Below are 19,137 nucleotides of genomic sequence, written 5' to 3' on the forward strand. Positions count from 1 at the left end.
AAGTTTTAGAGCCTTAAGGAACTTTAGAACGAACAAGCTTGCAACCTAGACATAAAAGTCGAAATATGATAATCTTTTTCTTGAAGGGGGTGTTTAGGCCTTGAATACTTATCGCCCGTCGCAATCATCAAATGTCTGGATGATAGCCATCAAGCTTCTCGTACTCATTCTAGGTCTTTATATTTCAGCTGTGGTCTTGGGTAAAGTTTTTACCTGGCTATTCGCCATCGCTTTCTTCCTAATACGTTTTGTAGTAATTATAGCTGCCTCTTTTTTAGTGCTTCACGTTTTGCTCAAGTTACTGTTTAAAATCGATTTGATCAAGGTAGTATTTGGAAGTAGGTTTACCCAACGCTTTTAAATAGTTTCAGATAATTACGCACTACATAACGCCTGTTTCAGGCGTTTTTTTTGTTCTTTTACCTCATGATCCGGTAATTCAACGAATATCTTTATCCCAAAGGAGGAATGCCGAATATGAAATTAATAATTTTCAGAAGACCGTCTTGGCGTAACCTTGCCCTTTGGGGAATCTTATTGCTTGTCTTAATCACCTATCGAGAAAATGTAACATCAGTTTTTTCCGGAAAGTTGAAGCCCATTTATTCTGCCACTGTCAATACACCAGCTATTGGCCTAACATTCGATATCAGCTGGGGGGAAAAAACAGCCGAACCGATCCTCGATATTCTCAAACGCGAAGGCGTTCATGCCACATTTTTCCTTTCCAGTCCCTGGGCCGAAAAACACCAGGCATTAGTACAACGAATGGTCGCTGACGGGCATGAAATTGGTTCCCACGGAAACCGTCATATTGATCTTAACACCTTAGGAGCCGGAGAAATAGAACAAGAAATCTCCTCTGCCCAGCAAGTCTTAGAACGAATCTCGGGACGGAAAGTTCGGCTCATCCGTGCACCCAACGGAGCCTATGACAATAAAGTAATTACAGTAGCACATAAACTTGGCTACCGGGTTATTCAATGGAGTGTAGATTCTCTGGACTGGAAACGCCCCGGTCCGAGTGCCGTCGTTAATAATGTCCTAAATGGTATACGCCCAGGAGGGGGCGCGAAAGCCGGCGATATCATCCTGTTCCATGCTTCTGACTCAGCTCCCGATACCATTCAAGCCTTGCCCTCCGTTCTCGAGCAGCTTAAGCAGAAAGGCTACACACTCATGCCCGTTGGAAAACTCCTTTCTGAGGCAAGCGGAACATGGCCTCCGGAGAGTAAATTAGAAAATGAAACGTCACCTAGCCATAATTGATTATGATTCCTGCGCTAAGCTTTTTAATAGGTAATCCGCATCCTGCCGTTTTTTCACTTGCTCAAGGGCTTGATGGGCATCTTGATTAATACTCCCTTCCAGTCCTTCTTGCAGAGCTGTTTCCAGAAAATGCTTTCCTTCTTGGATTCTTCCGCTCCCTAAAGCTTGGATCCCATTAAGATAAAGAATGACGGCTTCTCCTTGAGGAAAATTCCTTAATGCTCGAAAACTATTTTCCAGATTCATTTCATCATGCTCGCGAAGAGCCAACAAAGCCATCTTAGTTTCAAAAAGCATGGTATCAGCTCTCCAACTCTGAGCCTGTATAGACTTTCCGGCTGCAAAAGCTCTGCTCCACTGTTCTTCCTGCAAGGCCAGGTTAAATTCTAGATTGAGGACTCCCGGATTTAAAGGCTGTATTTTTTGAGCCGCTGCCAATTCTATATGTGCCGAAGGATAATCATTGATTCTAATGGCCCCTTGGGCTAAGGCCAGATGCCTTAATGCTTGCTCCTGGCGAGGTAAAGATGACCAATCCGTCATCTTATCTGTTAAGGAATTTTTTGCTGTTCTCGGATTTCCCTCGGCCAATTCCATGAGACCCTGAGCCAAATGGTTTCTAGCGGAGTTTTGAATTTTAAGCATGTCTTGTCGAGCTCGGTGAATATCTCCCTGCTGTAAATTCAATAAAAATAACCAGAAAATATGTTTATCATCTCTATAGTCTGATAGCTTCGACTCTAGGTTTTGTTTGTTCAGGTTAAGCGCTAACCATAACTTAGCGTCCTGCATAAAACTAAATTGGTTAAAAAACATTCCATATGCTTCAAGACGTTCTATCTCTGATCGTACCATTACCACATCATAATTATTGATAGCTTGTTCCAGACCTTGGATTTCCCATAAAACACAAGTACATAAACTAATAAAAACTATTAGAACAAAAACTGCTAGAGCTTTGCGGCAGCGCCATAAATGCTGTCGCTTATTACTTAGCAAGATAATCTCTCCTCTATCACAAAGATCCTAATGACCTTTCCAAGATGAAAAACCTTCCCCAACGACTTCCGGAACTTCGGAAATAGCTACAAAGGCCACCGGATCTTGTTCTCGTACTATCTCCTTTAATTGTGACAACTCTGTACGATTAATGACGCAATAAACGACCTGCTTGGACTCTCCCGAAAAAGCACCGGTTGCCTGGAACAATGTGACGCCTCGTTCCAACTTAGACATAATTTCATTGGCGATCCGTTGTGGATGAGATGTTACAACCATGACTGATTTCGAGTGGCTGAGACCTTCTTGAACCAAGTCAACAACCCGGGTGGCAATGAACATATAAATCATGGCATACATGGCCATTTCCGGTTTAAAGAGAATAGCTGTTAACAAGAAGATGACTGCATCAATTCCCAGCAAAATCTGCCCGACACTAAAAGGTGTCGTTCTGGCAAATAAGACCGCTAAAATATCTGTTCCCCCCAGAGAGCCCCGTGAGCGAAAAATAATCCCCATCCCGATTCCTGAAACAACCCCTCCGGATATTGCCGCAAGTAAAGTGTCCTGTGTTAATGGCGGTAAATGCGTTGTCATTGAAAGGGTTAACGAGAGAACAGCGACTCCAAGAACACTCAATAATAAAAAACTGCGTCCAACCAATTTGAGTCCTACGATAAAAAGAGGTATATTTAAAACCAAAATAATCCAACTCACCGGCCATTTAAATAAATAGTGCAAGATAATCGCAATCCCTGTAACTCCGCCGTCTGCTATGCGGTTAGGAATAATCAAGGAATTAATACTTGCACTCACGATGGTCGCTCCGAGTATTATCCCTAAAATCCTTTTTAAGAATTGCCACGAAAATAATTCATTTATCTTCTTCCAGTGCAACAAAATTCCTCATTTCTAATAACATATCAGTCCTGGTAGCATTATACAGCAGGGGGCCTTTAGAGACAACTTAGGCAAAAAGAGGCAGATTTCATACTTGACGAACTGTCTCTAATTAGGTAAAATAAAGTGGTGTCCAATTATGCGCTCGTAGCTCAGTGGATAGAGTGACGGTTTCCGAAGCCGGAGGTCGCAGGTTCAAATCCCGCCGGGCGCACCATAATGTATTTAAGCCACAACTTTAGTTGTGGCTTTATTTTGTTTTCCGTATCCCTCTTGGTTCAATAACACTTATGTATGATAATCTGGTTTAAATTATGAGTAGAACATATTCAAGCATTACCTGTTTCTCCTTTTCTCAGGTTCACAAGATAATTCGTTCGTTCCTCATGCTTATACTAAATTAAATATCGTATGCGTGTGCCCTCACATGTAACAACATTATCCGTTTAATAGCTGTTTTACAATTACATATATATCTTTATGAATCTCTTCAATACTTCGCAGCTTATCATCAGAAACACAATTAACTCTTTGCCAATGATAGGCTGTTCCTATTTCACAGGCAGTATCATAGGAATGAACCAGATACTCAAAATTACTTTCATGAATATCCTTATCCTTGTCACCGAATTTATTTTCTCGATTTTTTATTAATTTTTGGCTAAAGTGTGGATTCATATCTAGGAAAATTACGCAATCAGGAACAGGCAGTTTAAATTTTTCAAATTCCAAATCTGATAGCCAGCGAAGATATGCTTTTCTCTCTTCTTCGTCTGAAATTTTGGCTGCCTGATGTACCATATTTGAGGTAGTATAACGGTCAGCTAAGATAATACCGCCGCTCAAATAGAAGTCTTCCCATTCTTTCTTATAAGATGCATACCTATCTACCGAATAAAAAGTCGAAGCGGCATAGGGATTAACATCCGCAGGATTTCTGCCGAATTCTCCTTTTAGATACATCTTGATGAGAGCAGAGGAATCACTTTCATAATCCGGAAATTCTATTTTTTTAATGTTATAACTTTCAGCGTTTAGCCTGTCAAATAATAATTTCGTTTGAGTTGCTTTGCCAGAACCATCACCGGCTTCTATTACAATCAGCTTTCCCTTCAAGAAAAGCGCCTCCTTGTCGAATTAGACATTATCGTTCAACCTATAATACAATCTTAAGCCCTAGGGTTCAAGCAAAAGTTAAAACGATAAAGTGAATTTGTCTCCGAAAATGCCACTTCAAGCAGTTGGTCATATTTTCAAGTTCAATTAATCCACTCTTTTTATAAACGGAATTAGTGCCGGAACCTTCCTTTGATAATTAATGTTCGATATGCCAAACTGTTTTACCAGTTTTCTTTCCTCTAGTTTAATCCCAATTAAACTATCAATAGTTAACATTGAATGGACTACAATCTATTTTTATATTACTCTAGCCATAAAAACAATCAAATATGAAAAAGGCAGGAGTAACAACAGCGAAGCAAAGGTCCCCAACGTTTTACTACCCACCAAGCCTATGACACAAACTCTGAATTCATCCTCAGTTCGTTTCCCGTCAATAACGTCATCCGTCATGATTGATAAATGAGGATCTATAAAAATTGTCATGAGTATTGTTGCTATGCCATTGACAATCGAAGAAAGGGTAATACAAGTAGCTCTTAAGTCCGGTTCTAAGATTCCCGCATAGATAGGAGCTAAAGAACCCACTGTCAAAAAAGCTACTGCAAGAAAATTATAAAATATTATTCTTCTGGGATATTTTTTGTGGGTTAGCTGCCTGACGTTTTCTTTTGATGGGACCGTAACACAATCTTTTATATAGCGAATTCCGGACTTCGAGAAACTATGTATTATCAACTTAGATAATGACCTGTCAATGGTAAATGATTGAACTCCCCGATAGAGTAATCTTTGAAACGTCGGAATTAGAATAGCCCCAAAAACCGTCGCTGTACCGGAAATGACGATAATTACATTAAAGACCGTCAGAAGATCACCCGCTCCCGGGTTTCCTTCTACATATCTTGTTAATATCGGAACTTGAAATGAAACTGCGACTCTGGAGACCAACATTAAAATGTTGAAAAGCGCAAATGAGACAGCAATTTTTCCGGTTCTAACGCCGACTAATCTTACCGAATAGGCTAATGTTCCTATTAACGAGATAATAAAATTCAGTAAAATTACCACGATTATTTGAATAGCCATAGACTGCTCCTTTCCCTAACCTCATATTCTGTTCTCAAGCCGATTTATTGCCTAAAGTCTTTCATCTGTTTCTTTCTTCTACTGTCAAATAGAAATTTCCTTTTTTATTCTAGGATGCTTCCAGGATAATGGCAACTTTATACTATTTTTTCGGGTTAGATACCTAACTAAACGGCATAATAATCATAACAATTTTTTAAAGGAGATTATTATGGACCGCCCTGATTCTAATTCTACTGTTCGCCGTTATATAGCATACGTCAGTACGCTTGGTACAACGCAACTTCATTTGAGAAATCCATATGTAATAGCTTGGTGGTCATTTTCCTTTCCAGGCTTAGGACACCTTCTATTATCGAAATACTTAAGAGGTTTTCTTTTGTTTACCTGGGAAATATTTTTGAATTATAAAGCACATATTAATCTTGCAATTTTATACTCCTTCACAGGCAGGTTCGAAATGGCCAAAAACGTGCTAGATTTAACTTGGGTGATGCTTTATCCTCCAACTTATTTATTTGCAGTTTATGATTCGTATCGAACTACGATTGACATAAACCTTCAATATATATTGGCAGCGAGAGAAGATGCCGAGGTAAAGATGTTTAACATCAATTCAACTGAGATTAATCACTTAGACAAGAGAAAACCCTGGGTCGCAGCCGCCTGGTCAGCTTTGATGCCTGGATTAGGGCAAATCTATATTCATAGAATTCCCAGTGCATTGTTCTCTATGTGCTGGTTTATTAGTATGGTCTACCTTTCTAAACTGCTTCCAGCAATTCATTACACGTTAATGGGACAGTTTGACTATGTTAAATCCATTTATCTTAAATCCATCGTTGATGCCCATTGGTTATTAAATATTCCATGTCTTTACTTCTTTGCTATTTACGAGTCTTATGTAAACACTGTGGAAAACAATAAATTATTTGATTGGGAACAAGCCAAATTTTTAAAGCGGGATTACCAATATAAGTATTTCAAAATGCCCTTTAAAAAGTAAGATATAGGGGTGACCTTTTATATGTATGTTATCTCTACCTTTGAACACTCAAATTATTTAGAATTAGCAATAACTGCTATCCAAATGAAAGGAATTGCCAAGGAAAACATCCTGTGTGTTCCACTGGATAAAAAAAGTGAAGATAAAAAGCTTTTTGATACAATCCATTCCGCCGACGGTTTGAGTTTAATTGATTTCCCCATTATCTTGGCAACCATATCTTGCCTCTTTGGTGGAATTTATGGTTTTATTCTAGCGTGGGGCCCCATTATGTGGGGAATAATCGGCATGTGTGTTGGTTTTAGCGTAGGTCTCGTAATAAAACTGATAACCACAAGAAAATATAATAGACAAAAAAAGTCGAAGTCGTCAGAAGTTGTAGTAATCATCGATTGTAATGACAAGCAATTAGATATGATTAAAAATACTTTGTGGGAACACAACGCACTAGGTGTAAGCAAATTAAGCCTCGATAATAATATATAAATTCTTTTCTCGTGACTATTCAATTATGCTTTTAGTTACTTTCTTTATAGTTGAGGGTGAGATGCGATTATGAATCAACAAATGATAAACGACCTTGAAAAAGCGTATGGGTTAATCATTCAAGCTAATAAAGATATGATTTATGTTTGGTATCACCAAATATTATTCACTTGGAGATGGTGGTTATCCCTCGTTTTTACCATAGTTCCTTGGGCAGCATGGATAGTTAAAAGGAGGAAGGATAGTACTAACCGCCTTTTATATGCAGGAGTCATAACGATACTTATATCATCATGGTTGGATGTTGTAGGGATACTCTTTGGTCTTTGGTCTTACCACGCTGAAGTTATTCCACTTTCACCCGCTTTTATACCTTGGGACTTCACCCTTTTACCTGTAATTACAATGGCCTTTTTACAATATAAACCTATGGTTAACCCTTTAGTTAAGGCAGTTATTTTTTCTTTAATAGGTTCATTTGGGGCACAACCATTATTTGTGGTTCTCGGCTATTATTCTCCAAAACATTGGCATCATTATTACTCCTTTCCAATATTTTTCGGTATTTATTTAGTTGCCCATTTTGTTGTCACACGAGATAATTTTAAAAGACTATAACTCCCTCCCTTATTGCAGAGAGAAGACTTTAGAGGCAGCTGCTTTCTCTCAAATGCTTGTCATACGCAGGATCCCATCTTCCAGTTTCTAATCTAATAGCCTATATAACAAACCAGGTGGCTATGACTTCCCAGATATCGGAAAAATCATAACCACCTGCCCAACGCTTATTTAGACTCTTGAACCCGCTAGGGGTTAACTAATATAATTCCTTGACCGCCTCTCCACCATACCGAAAAAGTATGAAAGGAACGTGTTTTGCTATTTTTAAAATTCATTGCCTTTCCAAAATCGCTAAACCTTTAATTGGCTGTCTTAGCTAACTTTACTCATGACTCTCAATTTATCGGCTAAAAGAGCAATAAATTCTGAATTTGTAGGCTTTTGACGCTCTATGTTCATGGAATATCCGAAAATGCGTTTCAGAGTATCCGTATGTCCCCGTTCCCAAGCTAATTCGATGGCATGGCGAATTCCGCGTTCCACTCTGCTTGGTGCCGTATCGAATTTTTTGGCTATTCCCGGATACAGCTCTTTAGTAACTGCTCCTAACAAGGAAACATCTTCAACCACCATCAGAATTGCATCACGAATATATTGGTATCCTTTAACATGGGCAGGGATGCCAATTTGATGCATCATTGAAGTGACCTCTACGCTTAAATTAACTCCGTTGCCGACGGACGTCACTGCAGGAGCATTTGATGTAAATTGAGCAGGGGGATTTGTCGGAACATCCTGCGTTAAGGAACGAATTCTTTTATTTAAAATTTCTAAATCAAAGGGTTTAAGTATAAAATAATCGACTCCTAGCAGCATCGCCTGATGAGTAAGAGACTCTTGACCAAACGCAGTGAGCATGATTACTTTTGGACGAGTCATCGTAGTACGACTATTTACACGTTCTAAAACTCCTAATCCATCTAAATTCGGCATTACCAAGTCAAGGATTATTAAATCCGGTTCTTGAGTTTGAATGAGTTCCCAAGCTTCTAAACCGTTATTGGCAACGCCAACAACGATTAAATCTTCTTGACCTTGTAGGTAGTTCTGTAGCATTTGACATAAATTACGATTGTCATCCGCCACAATTATTTTTATTTTCTTACCCATTCGACCATCAACCCGCCTTAATAGTATTCCGGCTAACCTTTTTTCTTTTTGTAACTCCGGTGCCCTTATTATACGTTATGCTCAATGTCGAAATCGCAAATAATTAGGGGGCTGTATAAAGGTGTTTCATAAGCTGTAAAGCGGACAGGCTATGGTTTTTGGATAATACTGGTAATTATTTCGGACGCAAAATCTCCCTATATTTTCCACATGATCGAAATAACTTATTTTGATCATGAAATAAAGAGAACTATATCGAGATTACTCAAATGATTTTTTCCAAACGTTGATTTGCAATCATTTTTTGAACAGCAACAACATCAAGCCATTCCCCGAATTTTATTCCGACTTCTCGATAATGGCCAACTTGAACAAAACCATTCCTTTCTGCCAACTTCAAACTAGCTTTATTAGTACCTGTTATTAACCCGATTAAAGAATGATATTCTAAGGTTTTAGCACAAGAGCAAAGATGTTTCAGAAGCACGTCTCCAATACCTTTTCCTTGAAAGTTTGGGGCAATATAAATAGAAAATTCTCCCGTGGGCCGATAGGCAGGTCTGGGGTGAAAAGGCGAAATACTCCCCCAACCGGTCACCGTCTCTTGATCTATGGCTACATACAGAGGATACCTCGTATGATGCTCGTTAAACCATTTTATATTTTGTTCAATGGTTCGTTCCTCAAGATCAAAGGTCGCGACGGTATTCTTTACCGCCCAATTATAAATCTCTCGTATTTGTTCCAAATCGTGACTTTCTGCAATACGTATCCCAATTTTCATTTGTTTTCTCTGGACCCCTCTCCGTATCTTTTGCACTGAAAACCAGAAAAAATCTTATAATATTAAAGTATCGTGAATAGACAACTTTTACAAGGGCAGACTATCATTAGATTTTCTGAAGGAGGGTACATAATGATTGCTGAAGTAGACAAAGATACGTGCATTGGGTGTGGTGCTTGCCCTGAATTCTGCCCGGAAGTGTTTAAGATGGAAGACGATGGACTTGCAACAGCTTATACCAACCCGGTTCCCAGTGAAGTCGAAGACGCTGCCAAAGAAGCAGAAGAAGGCTGCCCTGTTGATGCTATTACTGTGAAATAACTGCTTTATAGCAAATCATTCATGGTGTCGTTTTAAACAGCATGGGGGGTCTGATAGTATAAAGAAAACTTGGCTGACACCAAGCCTACGGCGCAGGCGGCTACCTAGTTGCACTTATGCTGGAGGACGAAGGCACTGCCTTCGCACGTATTAGTCCTTCTTGCAGTATACAACCGAAAGTTATACTTTCTGATAGTACAAAGAAAAACTCGGCTTATGCCGAGTTTTCTTCTTTGCTATCTTTTACAAACCCAATTCATTGAACATGTTTTTCCGCATATTCACGAAGACCATCAAGTCCTATCCGGTCAATTAGCCGGCCAATTCGTTCTTGGGGTCTTGCATTTTCTTTGTAGTAAGAAATAACTGCATCCACTGCGGGCAGTACCTGTTCCTTTTGCAGGTTTTCTAGGAGGATGTCACCTTGCCTTGGCTTAACACCGCCATTTCCACCGACATACAGGTGATAACCTTTACTGGTTCCCATTAAGCCAAGATCCACTGAAGCCGCATCGGTACACTTATTCGGGCAACCGGCAACGCCAATTTTGAACTTTGAAGGCAATTCCAAGCCATGATAACGTTTATCAATTTCCATCCCTAAAGCTAGTGTTTCCTGAAGCCCTCGTTTACAGAAAGTATCACCCGGACAAACCTTGACGCTTCTTACACACAAACCCACCGCATGACCCGGATCCATACCTAACTCGTCCCAAATTTTCGGAATATCTTCCGGCTGCAGACCAACAATGGCAATTCGTTGTGCAGAGGTCACCTTCAGAGCTTGGGCCTTATATTTCTCGGCAACATCAGCAATCTTGCGCAAGATATCCGGAGTAACAACTCCTGCCGGAATATGGGGAGCAATTGAATAGGTTTTTTTATCCATTTGGAGAATTGAACCGGATGGCTGTGCCTTTGCTGCTGCCTCAGGGGAGAGTTCACCCTGTTCCACCGCATTCACTTTTTCTAACAAGAGGTTAGGATCTAAATGGTGCATTTGTGCCGCATTAGCTAATGTTTCGTTCACCGAAAATGCACACCCCAGGCAATGCAATCCTAATTCCTGCATTGCTTCCGCTGTTTTCGGGTTAGCCGCCATTATATCTTTTAATTTCATATCAAGTGTAAAGCGCATCGTATTCTCCTATCCATGAATGAGCATTGGCAGGCAATGCGTACAAACATGTTTTTCCTCACCTTGGTGAACATATGTCAAGATAGGTGTTAATTCACTCGTTGTTCCACATTGGTCACACTCAAGTTCCGGGGCCTCTTTTTTTTCATTCGGCATAGTTGTCTACCTCCTTCTTTATATGGGTTAGTCTACCATGATAACTTTCCAGGAAGTGTGACTTAACACACATTTTTGTGTGCTTTTACGCACCTTAATTAAACAATTAGTTTAAGTTTAAACGATTCACCGAAAAACTATGCAAACTTAGGAATAATATAGCCCGACTATAGAACTCAGTAGTAAGGCGTATTGGCTCTTTGACTTTTATTGCACTATCGCATTCTTAAAATCGAAGCAGGCAAGAGGAGATACTATGACTCCTTTTATGTTGTTTTTAAGGAGATAGTTTTGTTCGTAGTAATAAATCGGGATAATCGGCATTTCTTGCATTAATATTTTTTCGGCATCATGCATAGCTTTCATGCGTACCGTTTGATCAGGACTTTTTTGGGCGGTTTCGACAGCTTGGTCAAAAACTGGGTTAGACCACCCGGTTTTGTTGTTTCCGCCATTCGTTACAAATATGTCTAAAAACGGCATCGGGTCGACGCAGTCACCAATCCAACAAGCTTGGGCAATGTCGTACTGTAATACTTGTTGACTTTTTTGGTAAACATCCCAATCTTGACCTTGCAGCAGCACATTAACACCCAAGTTCTTTTTCCAATAATCTTGAATAGCTTCAGCCGGCAGTCGATGGGAGCCGTTCGTATTATAGAGAATCGTTAATGTCGGAAAATTAACACCCTCAGGATAGCCGGCATCCTTCAAAAGTTGTTTTGCCCTTTCAATGTCTTCCTTGATTAAATTACTGCCCGCAGTTCGAAAGGTTGTGCCCGGAACGGCATCAGGTATCGCACCCGGCACAAAGGCATAGGCAGGAAGCTCATCACCTTCTAAAACATTATCCATAAGATCCTGACGATTTAGGGCAATAGACAAAGCTTGGCGAATCCTCAGATCATTGAGGGGCTTTTTAGTCGTGTTAAAGCAGTAGAAGTATGTACCCAACATCGGTGCACATTTGAGTGTGCCGTTCTTTTTAAAACGCAAGGTATCTTCAGGCACCAGATTATTCAGTCCATCTAATTTTCCGGCTTCAAAATCGGAAGCAGCCTCTTTTCCGTCTGCACTCAAGTTGAAGTCTAGCTCCGCTAATTTCACACTTGCTTCATCATAATAATTGGGATTTTTGACCAATACCATTTTATCCTTATGACTCCATGACTTAAGCATGAAGGGACCGTTCCCCACAAACGTTGCTGCACCATTACTCCAGTCATAATGTACTTGAGAGTTCAGTTGATCAACAGGGAAGTACGTCGGGAGAGCTAAAAGAGATTTAAAGAAAGGACAAGGAGACTCCAAAGTTATTTCCAGCGTTTTATCGTCCACTACTTTAATACCTACTTCTCCTGCTTCAGCAGTTTGGGAATAATACGCTTTAGCATTCTTGATATAGAATAATTGGTAGGCAGACGCTGCTGCCGAAGATGGATTAAGGGCATGCATCCAAGAGTCTTTAAAATCTGAAGCTGTTAGAGGATCTCCGTTGCTGAATTTTGTGTTTTTTAAGGTAATCGTATAGTTCAATCCATCGGAAGAAACTTCAACGCTCTTAGCAACTGCCAATTGAGGTGTATTTTCTTTGTCCAGACGCATTATGCCTTCAAACAAAGCTGTTTCGATAATCGCTTCGGGGATATTATCAGACATCTGAGGATCCAGAGTCTTTGGTTCTCCTCCAGGCGCAAAACTCATTTTCATTTTTTTGGGCAGTTGGATTCCTTCACTGCCTTTTGTGCTATTACTTCCGCAGCCCGCAAGAATCAACTCGAGGATCAGAATAATAGCAATGACTGCCGCAAAACCCCTTTCTCTTCTCACGTTCATATCCTCCTTAGTGGAATTTACTGAATGTTCTGTATATAATTCTGCATAAAGACCTTAATTCCCTGCATTTTGAAACTTTTCCTCAGACAAGAAGTCTGCTATCTGTTATTTCAATTCAGCTAAACTAGCGGCAAAATAAAATCAGGACCCAGTCCCTAGATTTTAGAAGACTGCGTCCTAAAAATTGCTTCCCTATTCATTCTACGCATAGAACTTAGGAGAGGGTATTTATCCGCTTAAATTTCTGAATTCGCCATCCATTTTCAGTTTGTTTTAATCCCATTGCAAAGGTCGCACTTTGCACTTCTTGGTTTGGCGATAACCAGGAAACCCTCACGATAACCTCTTGCCCTGCAGTTTGCTCTGAATTTAGTAGTTCAACCTTTTGCAACGATAACAAAGGATCTTTATTTAGCGTTGCTGCCCAGGTCTTAAACTCTTGGTCATCTCTTGAACCTTTGGGCAAGAGTAATAGGTCTTGAGCAAGATCCGTTTGACGCCTATCCATTAAAGACCAGAAATGCTGAATAGTTGTTCTTGGATTGCTTTGAAAATGAGGATCTGCCATGGTTGAAATTACTGTTTGCGGTGTCTGGAACATAACAATTGTAAATAAGCAAACGATAGACAGACCCAAGATCCATACGTAACGACTCTGCCGCATTGTTTTCCCTCCTTGCTTGTCTCTATTACCATTTTAGGAGGGAATTGCATTTTTATTCCACTTTAGCCAAAAACTTTTCTCAATACATTAAGTACGAACTCTGGTAATCGTACATAGTAGATCCGCATGAATAATTCCTCCTTCGCCCCGAAAATAACCTTTCCTAGAGGTAATGTATGCTCTTAAGCTTCGAAATTCCAAATCAAACAGCCTGGTAATTTTTAACTGCTTCTTCAAGCTGGGCTACAAGTTGACGTTCTTCTTCCGTATTGGCAGTAAAATATAAGCGGCCAATAATGCCCGTAATAAGTTTAATAACATCTTCCAGTACTAATGATTCTTTCATTGCCAATTGTGCGCTGGTTTCGATGAGAGCAATGCCAAACTGATGCCCTACGCCCTCTTTGACCATCCGGGTACAACTCTTCCCTAATAAACGCATAACCAAAGAGGCTTCTTGAACATCCAGTTGGCGTACGACATCAATTGTGGTGGTCAGACCTTGAACTATCCGTAATCCTACGTTATTCCAACTAACTTGTTGATTATCCATAAAATGCTTCCCCCTTAGTGTTCACAGTCCTGTGCCATACTATATGCCGTACTGCCTTCAAGGGTGAAAAAACGAGCAGGAGATTATGATTCCTGCTCGTTTAGAAGATATTTAATTAAACTATAAGAATTAGAAAATAAGGCCGGTAAAATAAACACTATTTGCCTAGTTTCGGAACCTTGAACGTTGAAACCATTAAGAAAGCAAGGATAACCATGCTAAAGGGGTAAAGGTACCAAGGCAACATATGGCGTAAAAACATTAATAAAGCCATGAGCCCGCCTGCGAAGGTAATGGGTACCCCCACAAAATAAGTTGTGATGTTCAGCATATTAAAACGTGCCAGACGTACCGCACCACATAAAGCAAAAATCACAGCAATTCCTAAGCCGATATACCTCATATAGCTAAACTGAAGAGGTTGGATAATACCTTGATAGGTTAATATGGCTGGTGCAACACCAAAAGATACTAAGTCGCTGAGGGAATCAAGCTCCTTTCCGAAATCGGAACTAACCGAAAGTCTTCGAGCAACTTTACCATCAAGACTATCCATGAGCACTGAGAGAAGGATCATCGTCGATGCTAAATCAAAATTCGCTTCCAAAACCCATATTAAGGCAAGGAAACCAAATAAAAGATTTGCAAGAGTAAACATGCTCGGGATCATACGAGCCGGGATTGGTTTACCGCTACTCATTTTTTACTCAACCTCCCTATCGCATTTACTCCAACAACCACATCGTCTTTATTCTTCAAAACATTGTAATTAACAAATAAGGCAACCGTTAAGACTAAAATAAATAAAGATAATAACTGCGGCCTATACCAATAGACTAAAACGGATAAAACAGGTAATATCGCATAATGAGACCAATCATCACACGATAAGGAATATTGTTCCACCGAAAAAGTAACCCCCTCTCAATCTTCTCTAGTTTACCATTTTTATAACGATTATTAAAGCACCTAATTAATCCCTAATTGCCATTCCTGTATTTTCTCATACAGCAAATTATCATCTCCTCGAAGATGGGTCTTAATAGGCAACGAATTCAAAAAGTATCGTCCATAGTATTTAGCAAGCACCCGATCATCCAATAATACAACGAACCCCCGATCCTCTTTCGAGCGAATTAAACGTCCGAAGCCCTGCTTAAATCGGATAACGGCTTCCGGGAGAAGGAGTTCCTGAAAGGGGTCTCGCCCTTGTGATTTCAGGAATTCTGACCGAGCCTCAATTAAGGGCAGGGAAGGAGGCCAAAAGGGCAATTTAACAAGAATAACACACGATAACGTTTCTCCAGGGATGTCTATCCCCTCCCAAAAACTATTGGCACCCAACAAAACACTCCTTGAGTTTCTCTTAAAGGTTTCCAACAAGGAAGTACGTTCTCCATGAATTCCCTGAGCTAATGTATCAATATTAATGTTTGTTAGACGAGGCTGCAATAACGTATAAGTTTCTTGCAGCAATTTGTGGGCGGTAAATAAAACTAACGTGCGTCCCTGCATCCGCTTAACAATCTCCAAAATTGTCTCAGACAAACGTTCGACCTTTTCTTGATCAGAAGAAGGCAGAGAATGAGAATAGTTTTTGAGGATATAAAACTTCATCTGCTCATCGAAATCAAAAGGTGAATCAACAACAGCGGTTTTTGTTGATAAGGGTAAGCCAATATCCTGCAAGAAATGATTAAATGAATCAGCGATACTTAGTGTCGCTGAAGTTAAAATGACCGTATCAAGGCGTTTAAATATTTTCTCCCTTAGAATTTCATTAACTTCAATGGGAGACGATTTTAAGTATAGCCTGGCACTTTGTTCCAGCCACGTTACTTGTTTGGGGTCATTTACGTTTACCGCCAGAGCTAGAGTTTCCTGAATTTGCTGAAGTTCCCTTAGATGAGTAGCGAATAGGTATCTTAGTTCTTCGGCTTCATCAGCTTCTTCTCCGTTCAAGGCGCTCGTAAGATTTTGAAATACGACGGATAACGATTTTATACGTCCCGTTAAATTTTCAATTTGGATCAACAGCAGTTCCCACCAAGAGAGATTTGTATGTTGGGGAACGAAGCGAAATGTACGATTAGGGCCTAAGATACGTTCAAATAACTGGAATAACTCTTTCGCTTGTTCTGACACCTTAAGACATAACTCAGGTATCGTTTCCAAATGTTTTGCGAAGGTATCCCAAGCCACTGCAGGCACTCTTTCGCTCAAGGAACCCAAACGAACTTTTAGTGAGCTATAAAAACTCGGGCCTGTCTTTCGGTAAATTGACTCTGTTGTACGCAAAACCATTTCCAGACTTAGTTCGGATCCCAAGTTTTGCAGCGCTGTTTGATATATCTGATGGGCTTCATCAATAACCAACTGATGATGTTCAGGTAATACATTATAATCCGTTTTTAAATCAGAAAATAATAAGGAATGGTTAACGATCAATACATCTGCTTCTTCAGCCTTTTTACGCGCTCGCAGCAGAAAACAAACTCCGGCTTTAGAACATTTACTCGGATTACACATTTCATGATCTGCATTTAAATTCGGCCAGAGCGCCATCAGCCCCGGGACTTTGGAAAGTTCTTGGATATCCCCCGTATGTGTTTCCCTCAGCCAGATCAAAATGCTTAAGACCGCTAACTTTTGGTCTCGAACGCGAATTTCGCTTGGGTTGTTCAAACAACTCAGCCAATTCTTAAGGCAGCAATAATTACCTTTCCCTTTTAAAACTGAGGTTCGGAAAGAAAAAGGAAGGACTTTTTCGAGCATTGGGATATCTTTTTTCTGTAGTTGTTCTTGCAGCGGTATGGTATGAGTTGCGATAACCACTTTATTGCCAGTTTTTCGAGCAAACCATAAGCTTGGAAGCAGATAAGCGAAGGATTTCCCTGTTCCAGTGCCGGCTTCAACAACGACATGATGGGCTGAAGTAAGTCCTTCTGCGATAAGTTTTGCCATTTTCATCTGGCCGAAACGACATTCATAACCTGGGAGAGATTGTTCGAGAATACCACCCTGGGAAAAGCTTTTGATAACCCACTCTATAGAATCCGGTATTTGACGATGGGAAGTTTGAACTTGAGCAAATAACCCTTCCGGCGCGGGAGCAAGCACCAGGTCGGTCTGTATTCGCCGCTCGGGAAATTGGGTTCTAATCTCTCGCCGTAAATCATCAAAAAAACCCTTCCCAGACCACCCCTCCAAAAATACCTGAGCTTGATCAAAAAAACTAAGATCATATTGCCGTCCCTTATCCTTACAGGCCTCAAAAACTCTCCACGTTAAATAAGCCTTTCTCTCTGCAAGTTGAAGGTCTTCTTCCTCATCATTGCCAAGAGAAAGATACTCTGCCAAATAGGACAACTGGTAATCTTGCATCATCGGAAAAAATATCCGAGCTAATTCGTAAGTATCCCAATAGTCGTTCACTAAATAACTATTGATTGTTTTCTCTAAAATTTGTAAATTAAAGGTTCCTTGATGACTGATCAAAACTGCTTCTTTTAAAACATCAAGGATTTCTCCACGTTTGCCTGAAAGTGAAATCGCACAAGTTCGATCATTTTGAGAAAGTTCATCGTAATCGTCATTATTTATTTCTATTTTAGGGTGTTCCTGAAAGAAACATGATTTTTGAACTTGTCCATCGTGAATTCTAAGGGCGGCGAACTCGCGGATTTTTTCCTGCCCGCCCTCTAAAAAACCCGTCTCTATGTGAAAAAAAACCATGTCCTTATGCACACTCTTGACCCCTCTCTTGAGCCATTGTAACCAATCTTTCTGCAATAAGCAATAAAGAAAACTCGATTTGTGCCGAGCTCGCGAGACAGAAACCGTTAGTTGCACTTATGCTTCCGAAAGTAATTAACCAAAGGTTATACGTTCGGCTAGTATAAAGAAGGAAAATTACACCACATTAGTTTATACGTTCTGACAGTACGAAAAAAGCAGGATTTCAAGTTTAGGCAGCGAATATACATAGAGTAAATTTTTAAACATGCAAGAATGGACAATCTTGTTTAAGGAAGAAGGCTAACCCATTGTTGTTGAGGCGACGATTTTCAACACTGGCACTCAGCTTAACTATTTTGTTCTCAGTTTTGTTTCTTGGCGGTTGCTCTGAAAAACCTTTTTTGTCTGAAGACGGATCCTATGTTATTCTGACTGTTTCGCCATCTGGTATGACCCAATCAGAAGTTATTCAATTACCTTGGAATTCAAATATGGCTGTCATGCAAAATCTACTTGACGAATGTTCTTTTGTTTTGAGTGATCTACATACCCCAAGTTCTCAAGAATTAGCAAGTACTGATCCTGCCACCACCATTAGTTTACAGGCTACGTTTCCCCAGCCAAAACGGATGACCTTAGTCGTAGATAAGCACCCTGTTACCCTGGATGTTGAATCCCTGCAGATAGAGGTTGAAGGAGCAAATGTTGGGCGAGTTACTATTAATCGAACAATGATCCTGCAAGGGATAAATGACTCTAACCTCCAGCCCGCCTTTCAAGAACTTGAAAAAATACTCCATGATCAAAATAGTTAAAATCAATGCAGCTTGTCCTGTCATGACCAGGCATCATTTATCCTATGCCAGAGGTAAATACTATCCGAATCTTATGCATTCTTGCCCTCAAAATAAAAGATGTCAGGTTATACCTGACACCTTCTCTAATATTTCTCCTCAAGGACTTCAAATATTTGGGGAGTTGAAGACTTAAAAGCATTATTTTCGCCAATGGTATTTGCCCAATTTTCAAAAGCACGGCGATTTTCCCATTTTGAAAAGAGCATAATTTCTGAAGTATCTTGTTGTTGATTTACCGAGGCAAATTTGAATCCATCGAAGTCTTCGCAAGTTCGAATTCCGGTTCTTACTTGTCCCAATAATCCCTCGAGGTCAGGACCATCAAAGGTATGAATCACAGTGAGCATAAACTTTACCTCCAAAACTTCTTATTTAGAATAGTTTACCCTAAACTGAATTTTAGCATACTCTAAACTATGAACCTTCATCTCAACATTAGCATACTTTAAATTGCGTAGATTTTAGGCAACACCAATTTCTTAGTTTTGAGC

The 19,137-nt window shown here is 40.0% G+C and carries 21 protein-coding genes and 1 tRNA gene; 8 read left to right on the forward strand and 14 right to left on the reverse strand.

Annotated elements, in window-relative coordinates; translation table 11 throughout:
* Positions 1-100: 100 nt before the first annotated feature.
* Together DESACI_RS14785 and DESACI_RS14790 are read left to right on the forward strand one after the other, a co-directional pair.
* Positions 101-361 (forward strand): hypothetical protein, encoded by a 261-nt coding sequence (locus tag DESACI_RS14785; protein WP_014828004.1) that lies wholly within the window; start codon positions 101-103, stop codon positions 359-361.
* A gap of 116 nt (positions 362-477) precedes the next feature.
* A complete protein-coding gene (locus tag DESACI_RS14790; protein ID WP_014828005.1) occupies positions 478-1,269 on the forward strand; it encodes a polysaccharide deacetylase family protein in 792 nt (263 codons plus the stop codon).
* Here the strand turns inward: DESACI_RS14790 and DESACI_RS14795 are convergent, their stop codons facing one another.
* The gene (locus DESACI_RS14795; RefSeq protein ID WP_014828006.1) at positions 1,270-2,268 is read right to left on the reverse strand and encodes a hypothetical protein; all 999 of its coding nucleotides are present in this window, start codon (positions 2,266-2,268) and stop codon (positions 1,270-1,272) included.
* Between the two features lie 27 nt (positions 2,269-2,295).
* Positions 2,296-3,165 (reverse strand): YitT family protein, encoded by an 870-nt coding sequence (locus DESACI_RS14800; protein WP_014828007.1) that lies wholly within the window; start codon positions 3,163-3,165, stop codon positions 2,296-2,298.
* A 144-nt stretch (positions 3,166-3,309) separates the two neighbouring features.
* Here DESACI_RS14800 and DESACI_RS14805 point away from each other — a divergent pair.
* Positions 3,310-3,385, forward strand: a tRNA-Arg gene (locus DESACI_RS14805).
* A gap of 221 nt (positions 3,386-3,606) precedes the next feature.
* Here the strand turns inward: DESACI_RS14805 and DESACI_RS14810 are convergent.
* The gene (locus DESACI_RS14810; protein ID WP_014828008.1) at positions 3,607-4,284 is read right to left on the reverse strand and encodes a dTMP kinase; all 678 of its coding nucleotides are present in this window, start codon (positions 4,282-4,284) and stop codon (positions 3,607-3,609) included.
* A gap of 300 nt (positions 4,285-4,584) precedes the next feature.
* Positions 4,585-5,376, reverse strand: coding sequence for a lipid II flippase Amj family protein (locus DESACI_RS14815; RefSeq protein WP_014828009.1), 792 nt, complete (start codon positions 5,374-5,376; stop codon positions 4,585-4,587).
* 460 nt (positions 5,377-5,836) lie between these two features.
* Here DESACI_RS14815 and DESACI_RS25235 point away from each other — a divergent pair, with 460 nt between their 5' ends.
* From DESACI_RS25235 to DESACI_RS14830, 3 genes are all read left to right on the forward strand, one after another.
* Positions 5,837-6,382, forward strand: a complete 546-nt coding sequence (locus tag DESACI_RS25235) for a hypothetical protein (protein WP_242833064.1) — start codon at positions 5,837-5,839, stop codon at positions 6,380-6,382.
* Between the two features lie 21 nt (positions 6,383-6,403).
* A complete protein-coding gene (locus DESACI_RS25240; RefSeq protein WP_041276097.1) occupies positions 6,404-6,868 on the forward strand; it encodes a membrane protein in 465 nt (154 codons plus the stop codon).
* Positions 6,869-6,937: 69 nt separating this feature from the next.
* The gene (locus tag DESACI_RS14830; protein ID WP_014828010.1) at positions 6,938-7,486 is read left to right on the forward strand and encodes a CBO0543 family protein; all 549 of its coding nucleotides are present in this window, start codon (positions 6,938-6,940) and stop codon (positions 7,484-7,486) included.
* Positions 7,487-7,801: 315 nt separating this feature from the next.
* Here the strand turns inward: DESACI_RS14830 and spo0A are convergent, their stop codons facing one another.
* Together spo0A and DESACI_RS14840 are read right to left on the reverse strand one after the other, a co-directional pair.
* Entirely contained in the window at positions 7,802-8,599 is a 798-nt protein-coding gene (gene spo0A / locus DESACI_RS14835) for a sporulation transcription factor Spo0A (RefSeq protein WP_014828011.1), read from the reverse strand.
* A gap of 265 nt (positions 8,600-8,864) precedes the next feature.
* Entirely contained in the window at positions 8,865-9,383 is a 519-nt protein-coding gene (locus DESACI_RS14840) for a GNAT family N-acetyltransferase (RefSeq protein ID WP_014828012.1), read from the reverse strand.
* A gap of 132 nt (positions 9,384-9,515) precedes the next feature.
* On the opposite strand from DESACI_RS14840, the gene DESACI_RS14845 reads away from it, so the two are divergent.
* Complete coding sequence (locus DESACI_RS14845; protein ID WP_014828013.1) at positions 9,516-9,704, forward strand: ferredoxin; 189 nt, start codon at positions 9,516-9,518, stop codon at positions 9,702-9,704.
* Between the two features lie 256 nt (positions 9,705-9,960).
* Here DESACI_RS14845 and DESACI_RS14850 read toward each other — a convergent pair whose 3' ends face one another.
* The 7 genes from DESACI_RS14850 to DESACI_RS14880 all read right to left on the reverse strand — a co-directional run bounded on the left by DESACI_RS14850 (position 9,961) and on the right by DESACI_RS14880 (position 17,798).
* On the reverse strand, positions 9,961-10,842 hold the full coding sequence (locus DESACI_RS14850) for a DUF1858 domain-containing protein (RefSeq protein WP_014828014.1): 882 nt from the start codon (positions 10,840-10,842) through the stop codon (positions 9,961-9,963).
* Positions 10,843-10,851: 9 nt separating this feature from the next.
* Positions 10,852-10,998 (reverse strand): hypothetical protein, encoded by a 147-nt coding sequence (locus DESACI_RS24825; protein WP_169314527.1) that lies wholly within the window; start codon positions 10,996-10,998, stop codon positions 10,852-10,854.
* Between the two features lie 207 nt (positions 10,999-11,205).
* Complete coding sequence (locus DESACI_RS14855) at positions 11,206-12,834, reverse strand: peptide ABC transporter substrate-binding protein (RefSeq protein WP_041276098.1); 1,629 nt, start codon at positions 12,832-12,834, stop codon at positions 11,206-11,208.
* A gap of 214 nt (positions 12,835-13,048) precedes the next feature.
* Complete coding sequence (locus DESACI_RS14860) at positions 13,049-13,498, reverse strand: hypothetical protein (RefSeq protein ID WP_014828016.1); 450 nt, start codon at positions 13,496-13,498, stop codon at positions 13,049-13,051.
* A 202-nt stretch (positions 13,499-13,700) separates the two neighbouring features.
* Positions 13,701-14,051: a hypothetical protein gene (locus DESACI_RS14865; RefSeq protein WP_014828017.1), complete on the reverse strand. Its 351-nt coding sequence runs from the start codon at positions 14,049-14,051 to the stop codon at positions 13,701-13,703.
* Between the two features lie 157 nt (positions 14,052-14,208).
* Positions 14,209-14,751, reverse strand: a complete 543-nt coding sequence (gene pssA / locus DESACI_RS14870) for a CDP-diacylglycerol--serine O-phosphatidyltransferase (protein WP_014828018.1) — start codon at positions 14,749-14,751, stop codon at positions 14,209-14,211.
* 269 nt (positions 14,752-15,020) lie between these two features.
* Complete coding sequence (locus tag DESACI_RS14880) at positions 15,021-17,798, reverse strand: helicase C-terminal domain-containing protein (protein ID WP_014828020.1); 2,778 nt, start codon at positions 17,796-17,798, stop codon at positions 15,021-15,023.
* A 299-nt stretch (positions 17,799-18,097) separates the two neighbouring features.
* On the opposite strand from DESACI_RS14880, the gene DESACI_RS14885 reads away from it, so the two are divergent.
* Entirely contained in the window at positions 18,098-18,604 is a 507-nt protein-coding gene (locus DESACI_RS14885) for a hypothetical protein (RefSeq protein ID WP_014828021.1), read from the forward strand.
* A gap of 125 nt (positions 18,605-18,729) precedes the next feature.
* On the opposite strand, the gene DESACI_RS14890 is transcribed toward DESACI_RS14885, so the two are convergent.
* Positions 18,730-18,993, reverse strand: a complete 264-nt coding sequence (locus DESACI_RS14890) for an antibiotic biosynthesis monooxygenase family protein (RefSeq protein ID WP_014828022.1) — start codon at positions 18,991-18,993, stop codon at positions 18,730-18,732.
* Between the last annotated feature and the right edge of the window lie 144 nt (positions 18,994-19,137).

This window comes from Desulfosporosinus acidiphilus SJ4, from assembly GCF_000255115.2.
GTDB classification, from domain to species: domain Bacteria; phylum Bacillota; class Desulfitobacteriia; order Desulfitobacteriales; family Desulfitobacteriaceae; genus Desulfosporosinus; species Desulfosporosinus acidiphilus.

Coding starts and splice junctions, on each gene's coding strand:
- DESACI_RS24825 (WP_169314527.1), bottom strand. CDS start 10,998: ATGCCGAATGAAAAAAAAGAGGCCCCGGAACTTGAGTGTGACCAATGT.
- DESACI_RS14840 (WP_014828012.1), bottom strand. CDS start 9,383: ATGAAAATTGGGATACGTATTGCAGAAAGTCACGATTTGGAACAAATA.
- DESACI_RS14815 (WP_014828009.1), bottom strand. CDS start 5,376: ATGGCTATTCAAATAATCGTGGTAATTTTACTGAATTTTATTATCTCG.
- DESACI_RS14850 (WP_014828014.1), bottom strand. CDS start 10,842: ATGCGCTTTACACTTGATATGAAATTAAAAGATATAATGGCGGCTAAC.
- DESACI_RS14860 (WP_014828016.1), bottom strand. CDS start 13,498: ATGCGGCAGAGTCGTTACGTATGGATCTTGGGTCTGTCTATCGTTTGC.
- DESACI_RS14890 (WP_014828022.1), bottom strand. CDS start 18,993: ATGCTCACTGTGATTCATACCTTTGATGGTCCTGACCTCGAGGGATTA.
- spo0A (WP_014828011.1), bottom strand. CDS start 8,599: ATGGGTAAGAAAATAAAAATAATTGTGGCGGATGACAATCGTAATTTA.
- pssA (WP_014828018.1), bottom strand. CDS start 14,751: ATGAGTAGCGGTAAACCAATCCCGGCTCGTATGATCCCGAGCATGTTT.
- DESACI_RS25235 (WP_242833064.1), top strand. CDS start 5,837: ATGGCCAAAAACGTGCTAGATTTAACTTGGGTGATGCTTTATCCTCCA.
- DESACI_RS14845 (WP_014828013.1), top strand. CDS start 9,516: ATGATTGCTGAAGTAGACAAAGATACGTGCATTGGGTGTGGTGCTTGC.
- DESACI_RS14855 (WP_041276098.1), bottom strand. CDS start 12,834: ATGAACGTGAGAAGAGAAAGGGGTTTTGCGGCAGTCATTGCTATTATT.
- DESACI_RS25240 (WP_041276097.1), top strand. CDS start 6,404: ATGTATGTTATCTCTACCTTTGAACACTCAAATTATTTAGAATTAGCA.
- DESACI_RS14790 (WP_014828005.1), top strand. CDS start 478: ATGAAATTAATAATTTTCAGAAGACCGTCTTGGCGTAACCTTGCCCTT.
- DESACI_RS14830 (WP_014828010.1), top strand. CDS start 6,938: ATGAATCAACAAATGATAAACGACCTTGAAAAAGCGTATGGGTTAATC.
- DESACI_RS14865 (WP_014828017.1), bottom strand. CDS start 14,051: ATGGATAATCAACAAGTTAGTTGGAATAACGTAGGATTACGGATAGTT.